Genomic DNA, 527 nt, shown 5'->3' with positions numbered 1-527 from the left:
GACACATCCAGTGCAGGTAGCGCCCGAGACCGGCAAATTGTGGATGGCGGCGGTAGGCCAGCTCCATCTCGATCAGTTCGGCAGGCTCGGTGCGGGCCTGGAAATCGGCGGGCATGTAGTCATGGAATACGCGCACGCCACTGGTTGTTTCGACCTGCCAGTGCGGTGCGAGTTGCGCCGCCAGCTCGCGTGGGTCCAGCGGCTGCTGAGGCGTCAGGCTCTGGCGCTCGCCGGCATAGGTCTGGCTGCGCAGCTTCTTGAAATGGCCCTTGAGCAGGTTGCGGTAGATCAACGCGTCGCGGTTGTAGAAGGCCAGCGATAGCCAGCCATCGGCCGATGTCAGGCGATGCAGCACCGGCAGGATCGCCCGGGGCTCGGCCAGCCATTCCAGCACCGCGTGGCAGATCACCAGATCGAAACGGCCCTCGACCTGGCTTTCGACTGTCTGCCAGGGCGCCTGAATGAAGGTTGCCTGCTGGCCGGCTGCGGCAAACTGTTTGCGCGCGCCTTCCAGCATCGGCTCTGCC

General features: G+C 64.9%; 1 protein-coding gene. It reads right to left on the bottom strand.

Annotated features, from left to right (window positions below):
- Positions 1-527: methyltransferase (locus CXQ97_RS21285; protein WP_104182390.1), on the bottom strand; the 527-nt coding region annotated here is incomplete at both ends.

Origin of the sequence: Arthrobacter sp. B0490, assembly GCF_002929355.1 — a bacterium.
Classification (GTDB): Bacteria; Actinomycetota; Actinomycetes; order Actinomycetales; family Micrococcaceae; genus Arthrobacter_D.
Note: the sequence above shows the minus strand (reverse complement) of the source record. Positions and strands in the feature narration are given on the sequence as shown.